The organism is Gracilibacillus oryzae, from assembly GCF_009498735.1.
Classification (GTDB): domain Bacteria; phylum Bacillota; class Bacilli; order Bacillales; family Amphibacillaceae; genus Gracilibacillus; species Gracilibacillus oryzae.
Genome location: NZ_ML762428.1, coordinates 1 through 23,299, shown reverse-complemented (window position 1 = coordinate 23,299; position 23,299 = coordinate 1). Strand labels below are relative to the sequence as shown.

The window sequence follows — 23,299 nt, the reverse complement described above, 5'->3', positions numbered from 1 at the left end:
TTACAATTATTAACTGATAAGATAGAAATGTGTCAATAATATAAAAAATAAGGAGGATTTTGATGAAAAAGAAGCTGAATTCTGTTAGTTTCCTGCTCGTTGCAATTGTCTTATTCTTTACACAGGTCTCAAGTGCTTTTATCCCTTTCGTCAGTGTTAAAGCAGCGAGTCCTGCTCAAGAGTTGATTATCTCAGAATATATTGAGGGCAGCAGCTATAACAAAGCCATTGAAATTTATAATGGGACAGGCTCTGAGGTGGATTTATCAGAGTACAGCATCGCATTATATTCCAATGGGAGTGCGGAGATTTCTCAATCAGCAGATCTGAGTGGCAGTCTGTCAGATGGTGAATTGTTCGTTATAGCGCATAATAGTGCAGATCAAGCTATATTAAATGTTGCAGATGAAACAAATAATTCAGTAATTAACTTTAATGGTGATGATGCATTTGCACTGTTTCATGGTGATACACTCATTGATGTTTTAGGTGAAATCGGTGTCCGAGCGAAATTTGGAACTGATAAAACACTGATTAGAAACAGTGATATTACTAATCCCAGCTCGACATATGACGCAGCAGAATGGAATGATCTCGGCAGAAATGTGTTTGATAATTTGGGCGAGCATTTGACAGAAGAAAACGATGATCCTCCTGAAGAAAGCTATCCATCCATTAGTGAGGTTAGAGCAATGGATGGTGAGACCATAACAGTCGAAGGTGTTGTTACAACAACGCCAGGAAGCTGGGGTGGCAATGGATTCTATATGCAGGATGAAACTGCAGGGATTTATGTCTTTGGGGATGATGAAGTTAAACCTGGAGATCTTATTAGAATCACCGCTAGTGTCGGAGAACATAATGGGGAAGTTCAATTAAGCTCGGTTAATTCATTGGATGTTATTGTGCAATCCGAACTTCCTGAAGTACGAGAAATAACACCAAGTCAAGTGAATGACAGCAGCCAGGGTCAGTTAGTGGCAATTCAAGATGCGACAATCTCAAATTTAGACGAAGTAAACAGTTATGGAACATTTGAATTTACTGCATCTAAAGACGGTGAATCTGTGCTTATAAGAGTAGATAACCGCACAGGTTTAGCATATGATGACTTTACTTATCAGTCAGGAGACATAGTAGATATCACAGGGATTTCCAGTGTTTTTAACGGTACTTATCAATTAAAGCCGACAAAAGCAGAGGATATCAAATCAGCTGACAGCAATCCTGGAGAACCAGATCCAGAACCAAACCCTGATGAGGTGACTGCAATTGCGGATGCCCGTCAACTGGCACAAGGAAGCCAAGTGACAATCGAAGGGGTTATTACGACGAATAATCTGGCGAATACAGCGAGCAATCAATTATCTGTATATATTCAGGACGAATCGGCAGGAATGAACATCTTTTCATTTGACAGAACAGGTTATCCTGAACTGCAGCAAGGCGATCGTGTGAAGCTGACTGGTGAGATCGATGTATATAATGGATTGACAGAAATTATTCCAAACAGTGCAAGTGATATGGAAATTTTAGCAAATAACGAATCAATTCCAGAACCAGCAACGTTAACACTGGCAGATTTAAATAATGAAGAAATAGCAGAACCGTTAGAAGGCCAATTGGTCACTGTAAATGGTTATGTCCAGAATATCCCGTCCAGTCCTGCTGGCGGCGGCTACAATGTCTCATTAATGGATTCTGACTTCAATGGGACAACATTAAGAATAATGGAAGGTACAATGGATATAAGCAGCTTGGAAGCAGGCAAATGGTATGATATTACAGCAGTACTAAGCCAATATAACAGCTATCAATTGTTACCAAGAAATGCTGAGGATATTACACTGGCAGCTGAGCAGCCTGAAGCGCCAGATGCTAGCGGAGAATACACCTCTACAGTGGAGTATGTAACAGATGGGGATACCATTCGCATCACTTCACCTGTTTTAGGTGCAGATCGTGTCCGTTTTGTTAATATGGATACCCCTGAAACAAATGTTGCAGGCAGAAATGGTGTAGATGAAGCCAATCAGAAAGAACACGGTGAATATGCTACAGCAAGGTTGAAGGAACTATTACCTGATGGATCTCAAGTTACCTTAAAGCTTGGTCAAGAACCTACTGATGATTATGGCAGGTTACTGGCAGAGGTAATTAATGAAGATGGAATCAATACAAACCTGCAAATGGTTAAAGAAGGCTACGCAAGTTCATATTTTATTTGGCCTATTGGGGATGAAGAAAATTACCAGACATATCAAAATGCTGTAAAAGAAGCGATTGATGCAGAGAGAGGTATTTGGAATCCGGAGAACCCATTAAAAGAACTGCCTTTTGAGTATCGTGCAATAAGTGAAGGCGGCGATTTCCATCGTTACGTCGGTAATTCTGATACGAAAGAATATGTTATGCCGACAGAATATGATGAGGTACCAGTGGAAAAACGAATTTTCTTTGCAAGTGCACAAGAAGCAGAAAACCAAGGTTACACACCAGCAACTGATGAGCCAATTGAAGGTTTACTAGATTTACAGTTGCTTAGCATGAATGATCTTCATGGAAAAATTGATCAGCAATATGAGTTAGATATTAATGGCGACGGTGAAAATGATGGTGTTTACGGCAGAATGGATTATGCTGCCAGTTATTTAAAGGATCGTGATCAGGCGCATCCAAATTCTCTTATTGTTCATGCTGGTGATATGATTGGCGGAAGTTCACCTGTGTCTGGACTGTTTCAGGATGAACCAACTGTAGAAATTATGGAAGCAATTGGCTTTGACTTTGGTACAGTAGGAAATCATGAATTTGATGAAGGAACTGCCGAGTTATTAAGAATGGTAAATGGCGGGGAGCATCCGGAAGGTTTAGGAACAGAAAATTATGACGGGATGAACTTTGCAAATCTTTGTGCAAACTGTGTATACAAAGACTCTGGAGAACCGATTCTGCCACCACATACTGTAACTGAAATTGAGGGAGTTAAGGTTGGATTCATTGGAATTAATACACAGGCTTCTGCAGGGATGGTTATGCCGGCAGGAATCCAGGATATTGAATTTACTGATGAAGCAGCAGCAGTAAACGAATCAGTAGAAGCATTGCAGTCAGAAGGCGTAGAAGCTATTGTTGTTTTAGCACACTTGCCTGCAGAACAGAATGGTGATAGTGTGACTGGTGACACGGCTGATCTTGCTAGAAGTGTAAATGATGCAGTAGATATAATTTTTGCCGGACATAATCATCAGGTTGTGAATGGTGTTGTCGATAATAAACTAATTGTTCAAGCTAGTGAATATGGCAAAGCCTTTGCTGATGTAAATATTCAAATTGACCGTGAAACTGGTGACATTGTAACGAAAGAAGCAGAAATAGTCTGGGTTGATCAAAGCCAAGTGGAACCAGATGCTGAAGTGAGCGCAATCCTTGAGAAATACCAGACAATGATTGAACCTAATGCACAAGACTTAACAGGTGATTATACAAATGACGGAGATCATGGTTTAGGAAACCTGATTGCTGACGGAATGCTTTGGGCAATGGATACAGACTTTGCTATGATGAATGGTGGGGGAATCCGTGATGCCTTATTAGCAGGTGAAGTAACTTGGGGAGATTTATATAACATCATGCCATTTGGTAACACTTTGATGAAATTTGATGTAAAAGGTGAAGACTTATACACCATTTTAAATGCTCAGCTTTCACCAGTCTATGGTCCTGACTATAGTGTTGCAGGCTTGCATTATACATGGGATGAAGCAACAACGAAAGTAGTGGAGATTACATTGCCTGATGGAACACCAATTGATCCTGAAGAGACATATACATTAGTCGTCAACAATTATATGGGTACTTCTTCAGGTGACAAATATCGTCCAATTGGTGAACTTGGTACAAATGAGGAAATGGGTCCTGTCGATTTAGATGCTTTTGTAGAGTATGTGAAACATTTAAATACAACGGAAGTAAATCCGATTGTCATTGGCTCAGAAGGCCGGATTGAAACAGTGGAAGCAGAACCTGGTACGGATTTAGGAGAAGTAACGATTTCAGAAGCAAGAAATGCTGAAATTGGAGCACAGGTAACGGTTGAAGGTATTGTGACATCAACTCCAGGAATCTTTGGCGGGAATGGGTTCTATATACAAGATAAAAAAGCAGGAATCTATGTATTTGGGGATGATAATGTATCTCCAGGTGATAAAGTTAAGATTACTGCAAAAGTGGGAGAGTATAATGGAGAGTTGCAGTTAAGCAGCATTTCAAACCTTGAAGTAGTTGGACAAGATAATCTCCCTAAACCGAAAAACGTTAATCCTGGAACACTGGGAGACAAGCATCAGGGACGATTAGTTCAAATGAAGAATGTTACTATTTCAGAATTAACAGAAGTGAACGATTATGGAACATTTGAATTTACTGCAACAAAAGGCAGTCAATCATTGCTAGTACGTGTTGATAATCGAATTGGAGTGGCATTTGCTGATTTTGAATTTGAAAATGGTGACAAGGTTGATATCACTGGGGTTGCAAGTGAATACGAAGGCACGTACCAACTGAAGCCAATTGATCCATCTGGTATTGTTGCAGCAAAGAAGGACAATGGACCAGGTAATGGTAACCCAGGTAGTGGTGATGATTCGAACGATGATGAAGATTCCGGCAAAGATAAGGATTCGGACAAAGACAAAGACAAAGATTCGAATAAAGATAAAGATCCAAAAAAGGATAAAATCGACAAAATCGTGACAGGTATGACGAATTACATCTTTGATTTGTTCCGTTGGTCCAATATTTTTTGGTTCAGTATCTATAGTAAATAGTAAAGAAAGCACATTTCCTGACGAAATGTGCTTCTTTCATTTATCAAGGCTTATCTTATCCAATCACTTTCGCTGTCACTTCTTCACGCACTTGCTTAGCCGCTTCAATCATATTACGCAATGCTGCGACGGTTTCTTCTTTTCCTCTTGTTTTCAATCCACAGTCAGGATTAATCCAGAATTGTTTCACATCAATGGTGCGTAGCGCTCTGTCAATATTGGCTTTAATCTCTTCAACACTTGGCACTCTTGGACTGTGAATATCATATACACCAAGACCGATCTCTTTGTCATAGTCATTTACTTCAAATGTGTCAATTAATTCACCATGACTTCTTGATGTCTCAATGGAGATGACATCAGCATCCAATGCATCAATGACTTCAAAAATTTCACTGAATTCGGAATAGCACATATGTGTATGAATCTGAGTCGAAGGTTTGACTGATGCAGTCGAAATTCTAAAAGATCTTGTTGCTGCATCGAAATATGCCGGCCATTTCAGACGATCAAGTGGCAGTCCTTCGCGTAACGCCGGCTCATCAACCTGAATAATGTTTACCCCTGCAGTTTCAAGTGCTAATACTTCTTTTTCTAAAGCTAAACCAATCTGATCCTGAATCGTGAATCGCGGCAATTCCTCATGTACAAATGACCAGTTCAGGATGGTAACAGGACCTGTAAGCATCCCTTTGACATGTTTATCTGTAAGGGATTGGGCATAAACGATTTCTTTCACAGTCATTGGGCCTGCCCAGGAAACATCTCCGACAATTAAAGGTGGCTTCACACAACGAGATCCGTAAGATTGAACCCAGCCGAATTCTGTTACAGCAAATCCATCTAGTTTCTCACCGAAAAATTCGACCATATCTGTCCGTTCAAATTCGCCATGAACCAGTACATCGATTTCCAGTTCTTCCTGAATTTCAATCCATTTTTTTGTTTCTGATTCAATGAAATTTTGATATTCCTGGTCATTTATTTCCCCTTTACGCCATTTAGTCCGCGTTCCTTTTACTTCACTAGTTTGCGGAAGACTTCCGATTGTCGTCGTAGGCAATAGTGGTAATTTCAATTCTTCTTGCTGTATTTTGATTCGATCAGCAAATGCCAGTGCACGTTTTACCTCATCATGGCCAATTTGAGCCAGTTCTTCTGCTACTTGGCGATTTTGGCGGTAAGGGGATGCTGCAAGCGTTTCTCTGGCGTTTTTACTTTCATTCAGCTCATTCTCAATCACTGATTTCCCTTTGTTGGCACCTTGAACTAATGTATCAATCTCGACAAGTTTCTCGTCAGCAAAACTTAACCCATCTAATATGACACGGTCAATCTGGCTTTCTGTTTTTTTCGTAACAGGTACATGTAATAAAGAACAGGATGGCTGGATAATGATCGTTTCTGCCTCAATAATAGACTGAATTTCATTTATTAGCGCCAATTTGCTGTCTAAATCTGACCGCCAGACATTTCGGCCATTGATAATACCGGCAGCAAGGATCTTATCTTTCGGGAAGCCCCACTTTTGAATTGCTTCTAAATGATTGCCATGAACAAAATCTAAACCTATAGCTGCAACAGGCAACTGGATGACTCTGTCGTATTGCTGTACTGTTTCGAAATATGTTTGTAAGATAATCTTGGCATTTGGTACTTCTGCAGCCAATTTTTGATAGACATACTGAAGCAGGGCAATTTCACTTTCGGACAGGTTTGTGCCAAGGACAGGTTCGTCGATTTGAATCCAGTCAGCTCCAGCATCTGCAAGCTCTTGTAATACTTGCACATACAGTGGTAAGAATGATTCCACAATTGATTCGAACTGACTCTGTTCATAACCTTTTGATAATTTCACAAAAGTTACCGGACCGACAAGCACAGGCTTGCCGTTAATACCTAGCTCTTCTTTTGCTTCCTTGTAGTAAGACAGGGCACGATTCTCTACTAATCTGGGTTTGATGTCATTTAGTTCCGGTACAATATAATGATAATTTGTATTAAACCATTTGGTCATTTCTGCAGCAACGGCTTCTTTATTTCCTCGTGCGACTGCGAAGTACGTATCAATCGATTGATCATCTAAATGCTGAAATCTATTTGGTATCACACCGAATGAAAATGCTGTGTCAAGCACATGATCATAAAAAGAAAAGTCACCTACAGGGATTAAATCAATATTAAGCTCTTGCTGCTTTTTCAAATTCGCCAAACGCAGGCGCTTTGTTTCTGTTTTTAATTCCTCTTCTGTAATCTCATTTCTCCAATAAGATTCTAATGCCTTTTTCCATTCTCTGTCTTCACCTATCCGTGGATATCCCAAGCTTGAACTAATATATGTTGTCATTATTGTCACTCTCCTGTATAAAATTTATCAATGTAATATTTTCTTCTTATTACTCACTTTTATAATATATTTGGTTAATTCTGTCGTAATTTGATAGCGCATAAATGGCGTAATTAAATAAATTCCGTTAAAATAGTTAATAGCTGTGTCGATCAATTCTTTAGCAATCTGAATTCCTTCTTGTACTGCGTCATGCCGGTTAGTCTGTGCCTGCATTCTTGCGCGAACCTCATCAGAAAGTTTCATGCCGGGAACTTCATGATGGAGGAATTCGGCATTTTTATGTGACACTAATGGCATAATGCCAAGGAAAATTGGTGTACTTAAATGTTTTGTTTCACGGTGTAAAGCGATAATTTGTTCATGGTTGAATACTGGTTGGGTTAAAAAGTAATCAGCACCATGGTCAATCTTCTTTTCCATTCGTTTGACAGCTTTTTCAAGGTTGGCAACATTCGGGTTAAATGCTGCTGCAACTTTGAAATTTGTCTTTTTCCGTAATGGAGCACCTGAGAAAGATAATCCTTGGTTACACTGTTTGATCAGGCGGATTAACTCAAATGAGGTGACATCAAAAACGGAAGATGCACCGGGAAAACCGCCTATTCTCGTTGGGTCACCTGTTATCGCTAAGATTTCATGGAAACCTATGGTATGTAATCCCATGAGATGTGCTTGTAATCCAATCAAATTACGATCACGACAGGTTAAGTGAATAAGTGGTTGGGCATTTAAGTTTAATTCTTTCATTTTCATTGCCATTGCAAAATTACTAATTCGGGGTGTTGCAAGTGAATTGTCTGCTAAAGTAATTGCATCGGCACCAGCATCATTTAATTGCTTTACCCCTTCCATAAATTCATCAATTTCCAGATGTTTGGGTGCATCCAATTCAACAATAACGGTATGTCTTTCGTTTACTTTCTCAAGTATTCCAGGCTGTTGGGTTTCTTGTTGAGGCTCTGATTGTGTAACAATTAGCGGATTTTCTTTTACAGTTTTTTCGGTAATAGGTTCAAGCCCGTTGATTCCTTCCTTCAATGCCTGAATGTGTTCGGGCGTTGTGCCACAGCATCCTCCCATAAGACGGACACCCTGATCGCGAAACTTTATAGCACATTGTTTGAAGTATTCCGTTTTGTCACTGTAAACAAGTTTGCCATTTTCATATGCTGGTAAGCTGGCATTCGGAAAAGCGGATAAATAAGCGTATTTAAGCAATGGTACTGCTTCTAATGCTTTTATCATGTGATGTGGTCCCAGACGGCAATTTACTCCGACAACATCTGCTCCTGAATCCTCCAATTGATAAAACGCATCTGTCAGCAATGTTCCGTTTTCCAAAATGCCTGGTTCATGCATGGATACATTTGTGATAACAGGCAGATCTGTTTCTTTTCTGACAATCTCTAAGACTGTTTGCAATTCTTCAAGATCATAATACGTTTCTAATAAGATTCCATCGACGCCTTCTAACAGCAATGGAAATAACTGTTCTTTAAAACTGCGGATAATCTCTTTCTTTGATGTGATTAACTTCTGGATACCCCTGATGCCGCCAATTGTTCCAAGTACAAAAGTGTCGGGATTTGCTGCCTTTTTTGCAATCTTAACTGCTTCTGCATTAATCTCGTGCACTTGATCTTCCAGGCCGTATCGAGCTAGTTTAATATAGTTGGCGCCATATGTGTTTGTCTGGATAATATCTGCACCTGCCTCGATATAGGAACGATGAACCTGAAGGACTTCCTCTTGTTTCGAAAGGTTAAATGCTTCGAAGCATTGTTCTAATCCATGCGCATAAAGCAATGTGCCGATTGCTCCATCAGCTATTAGAATTTTTTCTTGTAATTCTTTCCTCAGTGTTGACATTCTACTCACCTCATTTCTATAAAAATAATCGTACTATCAGCGAATGATAGTATAAAAAAGGGCCTTCATCTTGATTGATGAAGGCCCTTAATGGGAATAAATCGTTTCCTCATCGTTCAAGCATGGTCGCTTGCTGGAATTAGCACCTTGTCTATTGTAAGACGGTTGCTGAGGTATCACAGGGCCAGTCCCTCCACCTCTCTTGATAAGAGTTTGCTATAAAGTTTTCGCTGTCAACATCTTACATGAAATGTAAATGATAAGCAAGGTATTTTTTTGAAAATTTGAATAATTTATCTTAAAAGGAACTTCAAAAAGAATTTACCTTGTTTTTGGTAATAATTTGTGTTACCATTGAAAATGATTCTCAATTAAGTTCGAAAGGTGGATGAACATTGGACTTAAAACAATTAATAAAAGATCGCCGCTCCATTGCTGCGTATAAAGAGGATGCTGTATCAGCAGATTTAATGAAAGAATTATTAGATGTTGCGGTATGGGTCCCAAATCATAAAATGACCGAACCGTGGCGATTTGTTTTTGTTACAGATGAGACAAAAAAGAAACTCGCTGAAATCAATCGCGACATTGCAAAAGAAAAGGCGAAAAATGCATCTGAAGAAGAGCTGGAACAGATTGGGGAAATAGGATACCAGAAAATAATGAGTGTTCCTTTTATCATCTTTGTTATTAATCAGGTAAATCCAATCGAAAAATTAATTGAAGAAGACTATGCGTCTGCCAGCTGTTTAATTCAGAACTTCAGTCTATTAGCATGGGAAAAAGGATTGAGTGTGTTCTGGAAAACTGGTAAATTGGCATTCTGTGAGGAAACGGCAGATTTAATCCGTTTACAAGATAATGAACGTGTCATAGGACTGCTGCAAGTTGGTTATCCGGCAAAAGACCAGAGTCCTGTTATGAGAATACCTGCAACAGATCGAATAACAGAATTATCATAATAGAGACCACATCTTGATGAAGGTGTGGTTTTTTATATGTGGGAGGAATGGATGGATATTTCGAGTCTCATTTTTTAAATATATTGTGATAGAAAGCAGGGGAGTAAAAAATACATAAAAATATGCCGATGAGACGTGTCATCGGCAAACAAGAAAAAGGGGCTATCATTTTGTGAGAAAGCAATCTTTGCAGCATTGCTCAATTTGGAACACTCTTAATATAACAAATCATTGAAAACTCAGTGTTAAAACTAAGTAAAGATAGTGTAAACTTTTTCCTCTTGTCTATTTTTTTTCGTTATAATGAGATGAAATGATCAGAAAAGGAGAGATTCTATGCAACTATCTATTTGTATAACAAGTGATATTCATGGATATATAGCCCCAACTAATTATCGAGACAGTCAGGAAGAAAATATGGGGTTAGCTAAAATTGCAGCAATTATAAATAACATCAGAGAAAAAAACAATGTCATCTTAATGGATAACGGGGATTATATACAGGGAAGCCCTTTTACATATTATTTTGCAAAATATCATAAGGACAGAATCAGTCCACTTGTTCAAATTGGCAACATGTTACACTATGACTTCGCCGTGTTGGGAAATCATGAATTTAATTATGGATTACCATACCTGCAGGATGCTGTAAATAATGCAAACTATCCCATTTTATCTGCCAATATATTAGACAAAAGCACACAAGAACCATATTTCAGAAAAGCTTATACTATCAAAGAAACAGAAGGAAAGAGAATTGCCTTTATTGGTATAACAACACATTATATCCCAAACTGGGAAGATCCGAATAATATCGAAGGCCTTTTATTTGAAGATGCCTGTGTGTCAGCAAAAAAATGGGTCAAAAAAGTAAAGGAAGCAGAGAATCCAGATCTTATCGTTGTATGTTATCATGGCGGGTTGGAACGAGATCCGGAGACTGGGGAACCAACAGAACCTCTTACTGGAGAAAATCAGGGCTATCAAATCTGTCAGGAAGTAGAAGGGATAGATATTCTTATAACTGGTCACCAGCACCGCTTTCTCACAACAGAAATCAATGGTGTTAAGGTAATCCAGACTGGCAGCAATGGACATGCACTGGGGGAAGTTTCGATTACATGGGATGGAGACACAATCCGCTCAATAAACCCGCAATTGCATTATGTAGGGGATGAACCGGCAGATCCAATAATCTCCCAAGCAATCCTGGAAGATGAAAAAAATGTGCAAAAGTGGCTTGATCAGCCAATTACTGAAGTTGTTGGAGAGATGACAATACAGGATGCATTCCATGCAAGACTGGAAGAACACCCCTTTATTGAATATGTGAATTTTCTGCAGATGAATGTGTCGAAAACAGATATTTCATGTACCGCACTTTTTCATGACAAATCACCAGGTTTTCCGGAAAAAGTGACGATGAGAGATATTGTATCAAATTATATTTATCCTAATACATTAAAGGTATTGCGATTAACGGGACAAGACATCAAAGACGCACTAGAACAGTCTGCGAGTTATTTTGCAGTTAATGCTAATGGCGAAGTCTCCATCAATCCGAGTTTTATTGAACCAAAACCGCAGCATTACAATTATGATATGTGGGAAGGGATTGAATATGAGTTGAACATTTCCCGCCCTGAAGGTGAGCGTGTAACAAAGCTTTTCCATCAGGGGAAACCTCTCGAATTAGAGGAAGAGTTTGATGTAGTAATGAACAATTACCGTGCAAGCGGTGGCGGAAACTATTTTATGTTTCAGGGAAAACAGATCGTCAAGGATATTCCAATCGATATGACAGAACTGATTGCGGATGATCTATTAAGTAAAGAACAACTAGTTGCTACATGCAATCATAATTATAAGATTTTGACAGATTGATAGGGAATTATGGATAAAAAATAGAAAATATTACATGTGGATGTATAAAACTACGAATTGTTGCCCCATAATGACAAATGTGACAAGCATTCTATTATAACGTAATTATTGTTACAGACTCTTAATTTCCCTGTAACCACAAGGGGGATCCTTCTATGTTATATTTGTGCTTGTCAACATGAAAGGAGGCAACTCGGATGAAAAAGTTTTTATTATCCACAGCGTTTATCGCTACTAGTTTTCTAGCAGTAGCACCATTACAAGCAGCCGAATACGAAGTAGAGCAAGGTGATAGTTTATGGAAGATTGCAGAGGATCATAATACATCTGTTGCTAAATTAAGAGAAATGAACAGCTTAGAATCAAATATCATAATTCCTAAGCAAATTTTAAATATAGAGAGAGAAATTACTTACATTGTGAAAAAAGGTGATTCTTTAAGTGAAATTGCTAAAGAACATGATGTATTGATAAATGATATAAAAGAATGGAATAACCTTGAAACAAACTTAATCCTGATTGGAGAAGAGTTAACGATTAAAGAATCTGCGGAAAATAACGAAGATTCAGACCAAGATTCAGATCAGGAAAAGGCAGAGCAAGAGGCGAAAGTAACAGTTGCTTCAACGCCAGAAGCTACAGATCCTGCTGAAGTAAAAACAACAGAAGTGAAAAAACAGGAAAAGACTAGTAATCAAGAGAAGTCAGGTAAAACGATAAATGTAACAGCAACTGCCTATACTGCAAAATGTGCTGGTTGTTCAGGTATAACAGCAACAGGTATCAATTTATTGGAAAACCCTAATATGAAAGTAATTGCTGTTGATCCAAACGTTATTCCACTTGGTTCAAGAGTATATGTGGAAGGTTATGGTGAAGCAATTGCAGGGGACACTGGCGGCGCAATTAATGGAAATAAAGTGGACCTTCATGTTCCTACAAAGCAAGAAGCTTTAAATTGGGGAAGAAGACAAGTTCAAGTAACAATATTAAACTAGGCATGCAGCCCTCTCGAACAGGAGAGGGTTTTTATTTTTTCTATCTAGTAATCTCTACCCGATTCCCAAGCATCTAATCATCTTTGTAATTATAGGATTGTTGCAGGCAAACAAAAAAAATCAAAAAAAGACAAACAAAATCAAAGATTAGCAGTTGCTATTTTCCGAGAATTGATTTATAATCATAACAACGTTGTTATTTTCATATTAATTTTGCAAACGATTACAAAAAAGGTAGGGGTGTTTTCTTTGAAGAAAAAGTATGTATTAGTTGGTACTGGCGGTCGAGCAGAGTTTTTCTACGGAGCATTGGTACGTGACTTTCAGGAGACAAGTTCATTAGTGGCATTTTGTGATTCTAACCAGACAAGATTAAATTATGCGAATAAACTGTTGGAAGACAAGTATAATACAGCAAAAATAAACACATATACAGCAGATCGTTTTGATGAAATGATTGAAACAGAAAAACCGGATATTGTTATTGTCACATCAATGGACCGTACCCACCATAAATATATCATCCGTGCAATGGAACTAGGTTGTGACGTAATAACAGAAAAACCGATGACAGTCGATGCGGAAAAAACACAGGCGATTATTGATGCAATCGAACGAACAGGGCAGCAGGTTCGCGTAACATTTAATTATCGCTATGCACCACATAATACGAAAATCCGTGAGTTAATTCGTGATGGTGTGATTGGCCAGGTTAATTCTGTTCACTTCGAATGGGCATTAGATACACAGCATGGTGCTGATTATTTCAGACGCTGGCACAGAGATAAGCGTAACAGTGGCGGCCTTCTTGTACACAAATCTACTCACCACTTTGATTTGGTCAACTTCTGGCTGAACTCAGAGCCGGAAACAGTTTATGCAACTGGCGGTCTGCGTTTTTATGGAAAAGAAAATGCAGAAGAGCGTGGGGAAACGAACTTTTATCAGCGAGCACATGGCAGTGAGCATGCGAAGAGTGATTCATTCGCTATCGATTTAGAAGCAAATGATCATTTGCGTCAAATGTACTTAGAAGCAGAGAAAGAAGATGGATACCAGCGTGACCAGAGTGTTTTCGGTGACGGGATTAATATTGAAGATACGTTAGGTGTTTTAGTAACATATAAAAACAAAGCAATCTTAACCTATTCTTTAAACGCTTACTTGCCTTGGGAAGGATTTCAGATCGCCTTTAACGGTACAAAAGGGCGAATTGAAGTACAAGTACGTGAACAATCATACATCAATTCAGGTGGCGAAAAAGGTGATGAAGGCAAGCTGAAGGAAAAAGTACTGCGAGTGCTGCCGATGTTCGGCGAGTCGTATGAGGTAGAAGTTGAACAAAAAGAGGGCGGCCATGGCGGTGGTGATCCAGCATTATTAAATGATTTATTCGGTGAGCCGGAAGAAGATGAATTCAAACGTGCAGCTTCCCATATTGATGGTGCGATATCAATTCTTACAGGAATTGCCGGCAACAAATCACTACAAACAGGTCAAGCGGTAAAAGTAGAAGAATTAGTAGATTTGAAAAGATAGAATGCAGTTCAATGAAAAAGGAGATTCGATTGTTCCAGAAATCGAATCTCCTTTAGTGTTTTTTATTATTCAATTTCTTCTATTCTTCAATCTCGAAGTTTTCAACGGATTGACTTGCATTGCTGTAGCCAAATATACTAAAGCTTGCTATTAATAGAAGAAATAACATCACTAATAACTTACGCAATGATACCCCTCCCATTTGTCAAATCACTGTATATTGTATATGATTGTCCAATAAATAGCTATGATAAAAATGTGGAAAAATTGTATAAATTGAATGGAGGAATAGAGTGGATTCCAGATTACAAGAGGCAGAAGTTGTGGCAATGGAGTCAATTGGTGAAGGGACACGCGTATGTTTAGATTTTGTTGACAAATTACAGCCGACGGAAGGAATTCTTGTCGGTAATACAGGGCATGGTTACTTATTGGTGCTTGCCGAGAACAGAACAACAGATACTTATCCTGCCAGGCCATTTCGTGTGAATGCTGGCGCCATTCATCAATATGCACTGACTGACGAAGGGAAAACTTCTTATTTAGCAGAATTGAAGCCAGGCGATCAGATTGCTGTAATGTCAGCTGAAGGAAAGAAGAGAAACATTGCGATTGGAAGAGTCAAAATGGAGAAAAGACCCTTTCTCCGCATTGTGTTGAAATCGGAGGGAGCGGTAATCTCTGCAACCTTACAAGATGCGGACAGTGTGCATGTATTAGGGCATGATGGTTCAGAAAAACAAGTGCTGGATTTGCAGCAGGGTGATCGTATTATGATAGTTAAAGATCAGCCAGGCAGACATCTTGGGGAGAAAATAGAAGAAGAAATAATCGAATTGTGAAAAGTCTGAAAATTTAAATAAAGGCATTGACAAAACCTATCATTCATAATATGATGATAACAACAATTTATAAAACGTTGGCAAAGACGAAGAGAAGTAGCTTAAATATCGCACTTTAGAGAGCTGGTGGTTGGTGCAAACCAGTGTGTGGAAATAAGTGAATGGACTTCCGAGCCCCAAACCGAACACATCTGTAAGTAGGCTTTGGCGAGAAACCCACTCGTTTCAATAGGGTAGCGTTATAAGCGATCAAGCTTGACGTGATTAGTGAACTGCTGTTGCAGTTAATAAAGGTGGTACCACGGGTTTCCTCGTCCTTTTAAGGAGAGGAAGCCCTTTTTGTATATGTTTGGAAAGTATAAAATTTCCAGCAAAGAATTATCCTGATGCAATAAAAATTTTGAAGCGCAAAGTATAGAAAAAATCGTTGACAAGGAAGAGTAAGCTTAACGACGTGTATTGTAGAGAGCTGGGAATGGTGGAAACCAGTATACAGTCTAAGCCGAATGGACCTTGGAGAGTGCTCTGGAAAATAAGTATAGAGCAACGCCTCATCCCCGTTACCGGATGCAAGAGAGGAAGCCGGTCTTATCACAAGCCAGCTTCAAATAGTGGTGGCACCGCGGTCAGAATAACCGTCCCTATATATATCATGCTGGTATATATAGGGATTTTTTTATAGGAAATGAAAATAAACAGATATGTTTGGTGTGTGACAATGACTAATTCTAATACTGCTAGATTATCGTTCCGTAAATTAACTTCGCTTTCCGCGGGCGTCTGCCGAGCCTCCTCGGTCGCAAACACCGCTCCCTGCGGGGTCTCGTCTAGGCCTCTGATCCCGCAGGAGTCTTCGTTAATTTACTCCACTTGGAATCGAGCTCTATATCTTGCTAATGCTGATATTACAGGTGGAAAATTTACGTGCTTGAACTTATTGATCACTAATGCTGTAAATAAAAATAAAAATTCGTTCCTCTTATTGGTTTAGGACGCATCAACTAGCTGGGGGAAAATGCGAGACTCCAGTGGGAACAGCGCGAGCTGAAGATCCACTTGGTGAAGTGGTTTCCTTTACCAAGTTAGCTGAAGCCGTGCCCACGGAAAGCGAGTGTTTTTCCCCAGCGGCTTCATTGCACACTTGAAATTAGTACATTAGTAAGCAAGTATAATCATACTTACAAAGCGGATTTTTGTTCAATAAAATTATCAAAAAGGAGTCAATTATTATGGTGAATTATAAAAGCATGACACTTAATGGGGATACACTTACACCGATTTCTGTCTTTAATCGCATGAATGGCAAGAAGAAATTCCTGCTGGAAAGCTCCGGCAGTCATAATGAAAAAGGCCGTTTTTCGTTCATTGGTCTAAACCCTTATAAAGAAATCATCGGTTCAGCAAAACAAACAACCATTATAAATCATATAAAAGAGACAACAGAAAATGTCGAGCAATTACCTTTAGAAGCAGTGAAAGCACATATTCCAAATGTTGCACTGGATCTACCATATGCTTTTTATGGCGGGGCAATTGGATACATCGGATATGATGCGATCAGGCAATATGAGAATATTGGTACATTGCTTGAGGACGAAATGGAGATGCCTGATGTTCATATGCTGTTTTACCAGGATGTGATCGTTTTTGACCACATGAAACAGAAGGTAACCGTCTTAACAATAAATTTAGACGGAACCAGAAATGAAGATATCCTAACAGAGCAGTTACAAACATTAACAGATCAAATAGCAACACCGGAAAAAATCAGCCAGGAAGAAGATTTGAACATTTCCTTCGAAACATCGATTAAAAAAGAGAGATTCCTTGAAATGGTAGAAACAGCAAAACAGCATATTGTTGATGGCGATATTTTTCAAGTGGTGCTGTCACAGCGAATGAAAGCAACATTTGATGCAGATCCATTTACATTTTACCGGAAATTAAGAGTTGCCAACCCGTCACCATATATGTATTTCATTGATTTTGATGACTACTTTGTTTTAGGAGCATCACCAGAAAGCCTTATTAAAACGACTGGCAATCATGTTGTCACAAATCCAATTGCGGGTACAAGACCGCGCGGCAAGACGGTAGAAGAAGATCAGCAGTTAGCGTCAGAGTTACTGGCAGATGAGAAAGAACTGGCAGAACATAAAATGCTTGTGGACCTGAGCAGAAATGATCTTGGCCGTGTTTGTGAAATTGGCTCGATTACGATTCCGAAATATATGACAATTGAAAGGTACCAGCATGTGATGCACATTGTTTCAGAGGTTCATGGGCAACTGACAAGTGACTACACAGGATTAGATGCATTAGTTTCGACATTGCCGGCAGGTACCGTTTCAGGTGCACCGAAGATCCGCGCAATGCAGATTATCAACGATCTGGAAGATAAGAAACGCGGCGTTTACGCAGGGGCAGTCGGCTATATTAATATGAACGGGGATTTAGACTTAGCTTTAGCGATCAGAACAATGGTAATCAAAGATAATACAGCTTACGTGCAGGCAGGTGCAGGAATTGTGTTTGACTCGAACCCTGAATCAGAATATCAGGAAACGTTAAATAAAGCCAAATCGTTATTGGAGGTAAGCAAAAAATGATTTTATTAATCGATAATTATGATTCATTCACCTATAACTTGTATCAGTATATCTCAGAACTTGGTAAGGAAGTAGAAGTCATCAGAAATGATAAAACTTCCCTTAAAGAAATTGAACTGATGAATCCTGAAGCGGTTATTTTATCACCAGGTCCAGGGACACCGGCAGAAGCAGGGATTTGTATTGAAGTAGTGCAGCAGCTTGCAACAAAATTCCCAATCCTCGGCATTTGTTTGGGCCATCAGGCAATCGGAGAAGCGTTTGGAGCAAGAGTTATCCATGCAGGACAGATAAAACATGGCAAAACATCGATGATCAGACATAGCAATGACGAAATATTCAGCTATTTAGAGCAGCCCCTGGAAGTGATGAGATATCACTCATTAGTTATAGAACGGGAAACAATTCCAGAAGAACTGATAATTACAGCAACAGCAATGGACGATGGCGAGATCATGGCAGTGAAACATACCTATTTACCAGTATACGGATTACAATTCCACCCAGAGTCGATCGGAACAGGAAGAGGAAAAAAACTATTAAACAATTTCTTCGAAGCGATAAGAAAGGAGCGAAAAGCATGAAGACCTATTTGAAAAAAGTGATGGAAAAAGAGAATCTGACGTTAACAGAAATGGAAGATGCAGCAAGAATGATTTTTTCTGAGGAAACAAATGACACGGCGATTGGTGCCTTCTTGGCAGCTTTAAAAACAAAAGGGGAAACAGTTGATGAAATTACAGGGCTTGTCAATATCATGCTTGAAATATCGCCGCTTTCCTTACCAGATGACCTGACAGACGCGATGGATAACTGCGGGACAGGTGGTGACGGCTCGCAAAGCTTTAATGTGAGCACAACATCCGCATTTGTAATCGCAGGTGCAGGTATTACAGTAGCAAAGCATGGGAATCGCAGTATTTCCAGTAAAACAGGCAGTGCAGATGTGCTCGAACATCTCGGTGTTCCATTAGAATTTACCCGTCCGCAAACATATGACATTTTAAAAGAAAACGGAATTGCTTTCTTGTTTGCGCCAAATGTTCACCCTGCGATGAAGCGGGCAATGAAAGTGAGAAGAGAACTAGGTGTCCCGACAATTTTTAATGTAATTGGACCATTAACAAATCCAGTGAAATTAACCTCGCAATTAATGGGCACATATCGCCGTGATTCACTGGAAACAATGGCAAGTGTTCTGCACAAGCTGGGGCGCAAACGCTCGTTGATAATTAATGGTGCAGGATATATGGACGAAGCCTCTTTAGCTGGGGAGAATCATTTGGTATTATTAGATCGTGGAGAAATAATGCGATTTACATTAAAACCAGAAGAAGTCGGTTTGCCTGTTGTTGAAAATGATCAAATCAGAGGCGGCGACTCCAAAGAAAATGCGGAAATTTTACTTAATGTACTTGAAGGCAAAAAAGGCCCGCATCGTGACACCGTTCTTTTGAATGCTGGATTAGGAATTTTTGCCAATGGAAAAGCCGTTACGGTACAAGAAGGAGTAGCGATGGCCCGTGAGTCGATTGATTCAGGTGCAGCATTGGCCAAATTAGAGAACCTTATTACAATCAGCAATAAGATTAAGCAAGAGGTGTAATATGACTATTTTAGATAAAATTATCGCAGAAAAAGAAAAGGAAGTAGCTCAGTTAAAGCAGAGTTATGTGCCAGGCTCCATTCAGGGGAAAAGAGTGAATGTCTCTTTATATGAAACTTTTATGAAAGCAGAGAAAATGAGTATTATTGCTGAGATGAAGCGTGCTTCGCCATCTAAAGGGCTAATCAATTATGGGGTAGAACCTGCCGATCAAGGGAAATTATATGAATCATGTGGTGCTGGCGCGATTTCTGTTTTAACAGATCAGCCTTTCTTTAAAGGAACAATCGAAGACATGCAGGCTGTTCGTGAAGTAGTGGAGATTCCTGTATTGAATAAAGATTTTATTATTGATGAGATACAAATTGACAGAGCATATGATGCTGGGGCCAATCTAATTTTACTCATTGCGGCAGCTCTTCCTGAAGCAAGATTAGCGCAATTATATCAATATGCAGAACAAAAAGGCCTGGAAATATTGTTTGAAGTTCATAATGAAGAAGAAATGCTAGTGGCCAAAAGAATTGGTGCGAAAATTGTTGGGATCAATAACCGTGATTTAAAAACATTCGAGGTAGATCTTGCTGTTACCGAAAGATTAGCAGAAATGGTTGATACGAATACGACCTTACTGATTAGTGAGAGCGGGATGAAAATAAGAGCAGATGTGGAAAGAGTCGCAAAGGCAGGTGCGAGAGGCATATTAGTTGGGGAAACAATGATGCGCTCTGATGATCTGAAGACAACATTTGATCAATTGCGTATACCGTTAGGAGAATAAACATGGTACAAGTAAAAATTTGCGGACTGATGAACCGTGAAGCGATTTTAACAGCAGTTGATGCAGGAACCGATTTTATTGGCTTTGTTTTTGCGAGAAGCAAGCGGCGGATTACAAAGGAAGAAGCAGCAGAGCTGGCTAAATATATCCCGCCGAATGTAGGAAAAGTAGGGGTATTCGTCAATGAAGAGCTTGAGGAAATTCAGGAGATTGCGAGAGTTGTTGGATTAGATTATGTTCAGCTGCATGGAGATGAATCACCAGAATTTTGTGAAAAGGTTGGTGTGCCTGTCATTAAAGCATTTCATGTAACATCAGCTGAAGATTTGGAAAAGATCGCTGCTTATGATTGTGATTATTATTTATTAGACAGCCCTGCAGGAAAATATCGCGGCGGGAATGGCGAGAAGTTTGACTGGTCGCTTGCCAAAGAGCAGGATTTTTTAAATAAGCGAATTCTGCTTGCAGGGGGATTGCATGCTGAAAATGTGGAAGAAGCAATCCGCGAAGTGAATCCAGCAGGTGTAGACGTATCAAGCGGTGTAGAGACAGACGATGTGAAGGATTTAGATAAAATAAGAGCATTTATACTAGCTGCAAAGAAAGGTGAGGCAAATGGGATCATATAATGTACCAAACGAAACAGGACATTTTGGCGATTTTGGCGGACGTTTTGTACCAGAAACATTAATGCCGGCTGTGTTGGAACTCGAGAAAGCTTACAAAGATGCAATAAGTGATGAGGCATTCTTGGATGAATTCAATTATTATCTAGAAGAATATGTTGGCCGTGAGACACCGTTATATTATGCGGAACGTTTTTCAAAAAAATTAGGCGGACCGAAGATTTATCTAAAGCGTGAGGATTTAAATCATACGGGGGCACACAAGATCAATAACGCATTAGGACAAGCACTTCTAACTGTTCGAATGGGCAAGAAAAAAGTCGTGGCAGAAACTGGCGCAGGTCAGCATGGTGTAGCAACGGCAACGGTTTGTGCGTTACTAGGCCTGGAATGTGTGATTTTTATGGGGAAAGAAGATGTGCGCCGCCAGAAATTAAATGTTTTCCGCATGGAGTTGTTGGGCGCACGTGTCGAGAGTGTCGATCAGGGCAGCGGGACTTTAAAAGATGCTGTAAATGAAGAATTGCGCTACTGGGTGAGTAATGTCGAGGATACGCACTATATTATTGGCTCTGTTGTTGGGCCGCACCCATTCCCGCAAATTGTCCGAGATTTCCAGAGCATGATCGGAACAGAGACGAAAAAACAGATTCGGGACAAGGAAGGACGCTTGCCTGATGCAGTTGTGGCATGTATTGGCGGTGGGAGCAACTCGATGGGAATGTTCTATCCGTTTGTTGAGGATGAAGCTGTCCGCCTTTACGGTGTCGAAGCTGGCGGTGAAGGTGTCGATACAGACAAACATGCTGTCACATTAACTTATGGAAAAAAAGGAATTCTTCACGGGACCATGTCTTATTTGCTGCAGGATGATAATGGTCAGATTCAAGAAGCCCATTCGATTTCAGCGGGTCTTGATTATCCTGGAGTAGGTCCTGAACATAGTTATCTTCGCGATATTGGCAGGGTCAACTATGTCCATATTACTGATAAGGAAGCGTTAGATGGATTACAGGAGTTATCAAGAACAGAAGGAATTATTCCAGCATTGGAAAGCTCCCATGCAATTGCTTATGCGATGAAGTTAGCCAAGGAAATGAAAGAAGAAGAAGTAATGGTAATCTGTTTATCTGGCCGCGGGGATAAAGATGTCGAAACAGTACGTGAGGCGCTTGGAGGTGAAGCAAATGGGTAAAGAAAAGTTAGCAGCTGCGTTTCAAGCAGTAAAAGAACGTGGGGATAAAGCATTTGTTCCATATATAATGGCAGGCGATGGCGGACTTGATCAATTAGATGAACAGCTTGCTTTTTTAGAAGATGCTGGCGCGACTGTAGTAGAATTAGGAATTGCCTTTTCTGATCCAGTTGCCGATGGGCCGACAATTCAGGAAGCAGGTATTCGGGCGTTAGCTGGGGGAGTGTCACTGCGGGCTGTTTTAGAAAAATTAAAAGAAAAGAAAAACGAGCGCAACATCCCGATTGTGTTAATGACATATATTAATCCGATTCATGCCTATGGGGTGAAAGAATTTGCTGCCACTTGTGTTGAAGCTGGTGTAGATGGACTGATCATTCCAGATTTGCCGCTGGAAGAAGAAGGCTTAGTTACTGATTTATTGACGGAAAATGAAGTTGCTTTGATCCGTCTTGCAGCATTGACAAGTACTGCAGATCGCCTGGAGGAGATTGCCAAGCGAACAGAAGGATTTTTATACGCTGTTACAGTGACAGGTACAACAGGAGAACGTTCTTCCTTCAAGGAAAACTTAGGCGAGCATTTAGAAAAACTGCGTGAAACATGCGAAGTGCCTGTACTGGCAGGATTCGGTGTGTCTACACCAGAGCATGTTGCTTCATTAACAGAGCAGTGTGATGGAGTGGTAGTCGGCAGCCGAGTTGTAGACTTATTGCATAAAGGTGATAGAGATACGATTCGGGAATTGATTGATTCAGCTCGGATTTCGAAAGTTAAATAGAAGAAAGATATTGCCCCGCTCGATTGGAGAGCGGGGCACTTTTTTTGGGAGGATGCAAGAAGAGAGCGGGAAGTCGCAAGAAGAGAGTGGAAGTCGCAAGAAGAGAGCGGGAAGTCGCAAGAAGAGCAGGAGGTCGCAAGAAGAGAGCAGGAAGTCGCAAGAAGAGAGCAGGAAGTCGCAAGAAAAGAGCGGGAAGTCGCAAGAAGAGCAGGAAGTCGCAAGAAGAGAGCGTGAAGTCGCAAAAAGAGAGCGTGAAGTCGCAAGAAGAGAGCGTGAAGTCGCATGAAGAGAGCAGGAAGTCGCAAGAAGAGAGCGGGAAGTCGCAAGAAGAGAGCGGTAAGTCGCAAGAAGAGGGTTAAGCCAGTATAATTGTGTAAAAAGAAAAGCCATTATAGCTTTCCTCATGATACAATGTTTTCAACCACGAT

16 protein-coding genes, 1 riboswitch and 2 other annotated features are annotated in these 23,299 nt (G+C 39.9%); of the genes, 14 read left to right on the top strand and 2 right to left on the bottom strand.

Annotation, left to right across the window (positions count from 1 at the left end; all coding sequences use genetic code 11):
• Positions 1-62 precede the first annotated feature (62 nt).
• Positions 63-4,829: a 5'-nucleotidase C-terminal domain-containing protein gene (locus F9U64_RS08295; RefSeq protein WP_153402549.1), complete on the top strand. Its 4,767-nt coding sequence runs from the start codon at positions 63-65 to the stop codon at positions 4,827-4,829.
• Positions 4,830-4,884: 55 nt separating this feature from the next.
• Here the strand turns inward: F9U64_RS08295 and metE are convergent, their stop codons facing one another.
• Together metE and F9U64_RS08285 are read right to left on the bottom strand one after the other, a co-directional pair.
• Positions 4,885-7,176, bottom strand: coding sequence for a 5-methyltetrahydropteroyltriglutamate--homocysteine S-methyltransferase (gene metE / locus F9U64_RS08290; protein WP_153402548.1), 2,292 nt, complete (start codon positions 7,174-7,176; stop codon positions 4,885-4,887).
• 27 nt (positions 7,177-7,203) lie between these two features.
• A complete protein-coding gene (locus F9U64_RS08285; RefSeq protein ID WP_153402547.1) occupies positions 7,204-9,048 on the bottom strand; it encodes a bifunctional homocysteine S-methyltransferase/methylenetetrahydrofolate reductase in 1,845 nt (614 codons plus the stop codon).
• Between the two features lie 106 nt (positions 9,049-9,154).
• Positions 9,155-9,260, bottom strand: a riboswitch (SAM riboswitch).
• Between the two features lie 183 nt (positions 9,261-9,443).
• Here F9U64_RS08285 and F9U64_RS08280 point away from each other — a divergent pair.
• From F9U64_RS08280 to F9U64_RS08220, 13 genes are all read left to right on the top strand, one after another.
• A complete protein-coding gene (locus F9U64_RS08280; protein ID WP_153402546.1) occupies positions 9,444-10,010 on the top strand; it encodes a nitroreductase family protein in 567 nt (188 codons plus the stop codon).
• 336 nt (positions 10,011-10,346) lie between these two features.
• On the top strand, positions 10,347-11,894 hold the full coding sequence (locus F9U64_RS08275) for a bifunctional metallophosphatase/5'-nucleotidase (RefSeq protein ID WP_153402545.1): 1,548 nt from the start codon (positions 10,347-10,349) through the stop codon (positions 11,892-11,894).
• Positions 11,895-12,091: 197 nt separating this feature from the next.
• On the top strand, positions 12,092-12,892 hold the full coding sequence (locus F9U64_RS08270; RefSeq protein ID WP_153402544.1) for a LysM peptidoglycan-binding domain-containing protein: 801 nt from the start codon (positions 12,092-12,094) through the stop codon (positions 12,890-12,892).
• Between the two features lie 249 nt (positions 12,893-13,141).
• Positions 13,142-14,431 (top strand): Gfo/Idh/MocA family protein, encoded by a 1,290-nt coding sequence (locus F9U64_RS08265; RefSeq protein ID WP_153402543.1) that lies wholly within the window; start codon positions 13,142-13,144, stop codon positions 14,429-14,431.
• A gap of 293 nt (positions 14,432-14,724) precedes the next feature.
• On the top strand, positions 14,725-15,273 hold the full coding sequence (locus F9U64_RS08260) for a 3-dehydroquinate synthase II domain-containing protein (RefSeq protein ID WP_153402542.1): 549 nt from the start codon (positions 14,725-14,727) through the stop codon (positions 15,271-15,273).
• Between the two features lie 74 nt (positions 15,274-15,347).
• Positions 15,348-15,595, top strand: a binding site (T-box leader).
• A gap of 96 nt (positions 15,596-15,691) precedes the next feature.
• Positions 15,692-15,919: a binding site (T-box leader), on the top strand.
• Between the two features lie 583 nt (positions 15,920-16,502).
• Complete coding sequence (gene trpE, locus F9U64_RS08255; RefSeq protein WP_194287314.1) at positions 16,503-17,882, top strand: anthranilate synthase component I; 1,380 nt, start codon at positions 16,503-16,505, stop codon at positions 17,880-17,882.
• On the top strand, positions 17,879-18,466 hold the full coding sequence (locus F9U64_RS08250; protein ID WP_153402541.1) for an anthranilate synthase component II: 588 nt from the start codon (positions 17,879-17,881) through the stop codon (positions 18,464-18,466). Before trpE ends, F9U64_RS08250 begins: the two co-directional genes overlap by 4 nt.
• A complete protein-coding gene (gene trpD, locus F9U64_RS08245) occupies positions 18,463-19,488 on the top strand; it encodes an anthranilate phosphoribosyltransferase (protein ID WP_153402540.1) in 1,026 nt (341 codons plus the stop codon). The genes F9U64_RS08250 and trpD overlap by 4 nt, the downstream gene beginning before the upstream one ends.
• Position 19,489: 1 nt before the next feature.
• Positions 19,490-20,269: an indole-3-glycerol phosphate synthase TrpC gene (trpC, locus tag F9U64_RS08240; protein ID WP_153402539.1), complete on the top strand. Its 780-nt coding sequence runs from the start codon at positions 19,490-19,492 to the stop codon at positions 20,267-20,269.
• Between the two features lie 2 nt (positions 20,270-20,271).
• A complete protein-coding gene (locus F9U64_RS08235) occupies positions 20,272-20,898 on the top strand; it encodes a phosphoribosylanthranilate isomerase (protein WP_153402538.1) in 627 nt (208 codons plus the stop codon).
• Positions 20,885-22,090: a tryptophan synthase subunit beta gene (trpB, locus tag F9U64_RS08230; RefSeq protein ID WP_153402537.1), complete on the top strand. Its 1,206-nt coding sequence runs from the start codon at positions 20,885-20,887 to the stop codon at positions 22,088-22,090. Before F9U64_RS08235 ends, trpB begins: the two co-directional genes overlap by 14 nt.
• Entirely contained in the window at positions 22,083-22,871 is a 789-nt protein-coding gene (gene trpA, locus F9U64_RS08225) for a tryptophan synthase subunit alpha (protein ID WP_153402536.1), read from the top strand. The genes trpB and trpA overlap by 8 nt, the downstream gene beginning before the upstream one ends.
• A 44-nt stretch (positions 22,872-22,915) precedes the next feature.
• Entirely contained in the window at positions 22,916-23,230 is a 315-nt protein-coding gene (locus tag F9U64_RS08220; protein WP_153402535.1) for a hypothetical protein, read from the top strand.
• Positions 23,231-23,299 lie beyond the last annotated feature (69 nt).

What these genes read in the sequence shown, in the direction of transcription:
- trpD (WP_153402540.1), top strand. Translation starts at nt 18,463, where the DNA reads ATGAAGACCTATTTGAAAAAAGTGATGGAAAAAGAGAATCTGACGTTA.
- trpB (WP_153402537.1), top strand. Translation starts at nt 20,885, where the DNA reads ATGGGATCATATAATGTACCAAACGAAACAGGACATTTTGGCGATTTT.
- F9U64_RS08270 (WP_153402544.1), top strand. Translation starts at nt 12,092, where the DNA reads ATGAAAAAGTTTTTATTATCCACAGCGTTTATCGCTACTAGTTTTCTA.
- F9U64_RS08235 (WP_153402538.1), top strand. Translation starts at nt 20,272, where the DNA reads ATGGTACAAGTAAAAATTTGCGGACTGATGAACCGTGAAGCGATTTTA.
- metE (WP_153402548.1), bottom strand. Translation starts at nt 7,176, where the DNA reads ATGACAACATATATTAGTTCAAGCTTGGGATATCCACGGATAGGTGAA.
- F9U64_RS08275 (WP_153402545.1), top strand. Translation starts at nt 10,347, where the DNA reads ATGCAACTATCTATTTGTATAACAAGTGATATTCATGGATATATAGCC.
- F9U64_RS08295 (WP_153402549.1), top strand. Translation starts at nt 63, where the DNA reads ATGAAAAAGAAGCTGAATTCTGTTAGTTTCCTGCTCGTTGCAATTGTC.
- F9U64_RS08285 (WP_153402547.1), bottom strand. Translation starts at nt 9,048, where the DNA reads ATGTCAACACTGAGGAAAGAATTACAAGAAAAAATTCTAATAGCTGAT.
- F9U64_RS08250 (WP_153402541.1), top strand. Translation starts at nt 17,879, where the DNA reads ATGATTTTATTAATCGATAATTATGATTCATTCACCTATAACTTGTAT.
- trpA (WP_153402536.1), top strand. Translation starts at nt 22,083, where the DNA reads ATGGGTAAAGAAAAGTTAGCAGCTGCGTTTCAAGCAGTAAAAGAACGT.
- trpE (WP_194287314.1), top strand. Translation starts at nt 16,503, where the DNA reads ATGGTGAATTATAAAAGCATGACACTTAATGGGGATACACTTACACCG.
- trpC (WP_153402539.1), top strand. Translation starts at nt 19,490, where the DNA reads ATGACTATTTTAGATAAAATTATCGCAGAAAAAGAAAAGGAAGTAGCT.